This window comes from Kitasatospora sp. NPDC057015, from assembly GCF_042673745.1.
Taxonomy (GTDB): domain Bacteria; phylum Actinomycetota; class Actinomycetes; order Streptomycetales; family Streptomycetaceae; genus Kitasatospora.
This window is the reverse complement of record NZ_JBHUSG010000159.1, coordinates 1-1,134: the sequence shown is the minus strand read 5'-3', so window position 1 is coordinate 1,134 and position 1,134 is coordinate 1. Positions and strand designations below refer to the sequence as shown.

Annotated in this window: 2 protein-coding genes; one reads left to right on the top strand and one right to left on the bottom strand. The window is 63.4% G+C overall.

Translation table 11 applies throughout. The features are described 5' to 3' along the window. The first annotated feature begins 30 nt into the window (after nucleotides 1–30). The gene (locus tag ACFTWP_RS41855; RefSeq protein WP_105817667.1) at nucleotides 31–507 is read left to right on the top strand and encodes a hypothetical protein; all 477 of its coding nucleotides are present in this window, start codon (nucleotides 31–33) and stop codon (nucleotides 505–507) included. A 29-nt stretch (nucleotides 508–536) separates the two neighbouring features. On the opposite strand, the gene ACFTWP_RS41850 is transcribed toward ACFTWP_RS41855, so the two are convergent. Then, nucleotides 537–1,134: glycosyltransferase family 4 protein (locus tag ACFTWP_RS41850; protein WP_380270415.1), on the bottom strand; the 598-nt coding region annotated here is incomplete at its 5' end.

The following is a 1,134-nucleotide window of genomic DNA, read 5'->3' as shown; positions in this document are numbered from 1 at the left end:
AAATTCGACTGACCGATGAGGTGAAATGAGATGGACGAGCCACGTGGGATGTTCAATGTACGTCAAGCAATACCGCTTCTCTGCGTCGTGTCGACCGCGGCGGCGATCATGGCGCCGGCAACGTCGTTCGCCGCCTGTGCATTGCCTGGGTGTCACGGGCAGTCCAGATCCAGCACGGCCGCGAAGCAGGCAAGCGTGATCTACGGCGAACCGGCTGGAAACACGTTGGCAGGCAACGCGGGAACGTATCGGAAATCCGGATCGGACACGAGCGAGCTGCGGACTTTCGCGATGGCGGCCGCCGGCGCGAAGAATCCGTACGCCGACGACGTGGAGCGGATGGGATACGTTCACGGCAGTATGTACTCGGGAATGAGCGCCGGTTCGGTATCGAGCCTGCGCTCCGCGCGGGGTGCGGGGATGGGAAGATCGGCCCTCGGCGTGCTTCCGGGTGTGCAGGGCTTGTCGGTCGGGATTCCCGGCGTCGCTCCGCGGATCAGTCGATAGACCCTCTCAATGCGCACCGGGCGCAGCCCTCACGTGCGTGTATGCACATCGCGCACCGACCGGAGGCAGCCGGCATAGACTTGCTGCAACTTGTCGACATACTGGGTCCAATTGTGCGTGCCGGCTGCCGCGATGCGCGCGTGACGGGAGAACTCCGCGCGCTTGTCCGGCAACGCGATCATCTCGCCGATGGCATCGGTCAGACGTTCGACGGAGCCGGATGGGACGATCGTGCCACTGCGATCATGCTCGATGATCTCGGCGGCGCCGGATTCCCTGGTCGCGACGATTGGCAGGCCGGTCGCGAGCGCCTCGCATAGAACGACGGCGAGCCCCTCTTCGAGAGACGGCAGGACGAAAAGGTCCGCCGCGTTGTAGTAGGCGTTGAGCTGCGCGTTGTCGACGCGAGGAATGTGCGTGAAGAGGTGGCGGTACGGAGCGAGCAACGGCTCCACCGTCGGATCGATCTGTCCGATCAACGTGACATGGACGCGCTCGTCGCCGAGGCGCTCGACGGCTTCCAGGAGATAGAGCTGCCCCTTGCGCAGACTGATCTGTCCGACGCAAAGGATCCCAAATCGATTTGAATTCAACCCGCGCTGTTCCAGCGGACGAAATCGCTTCACA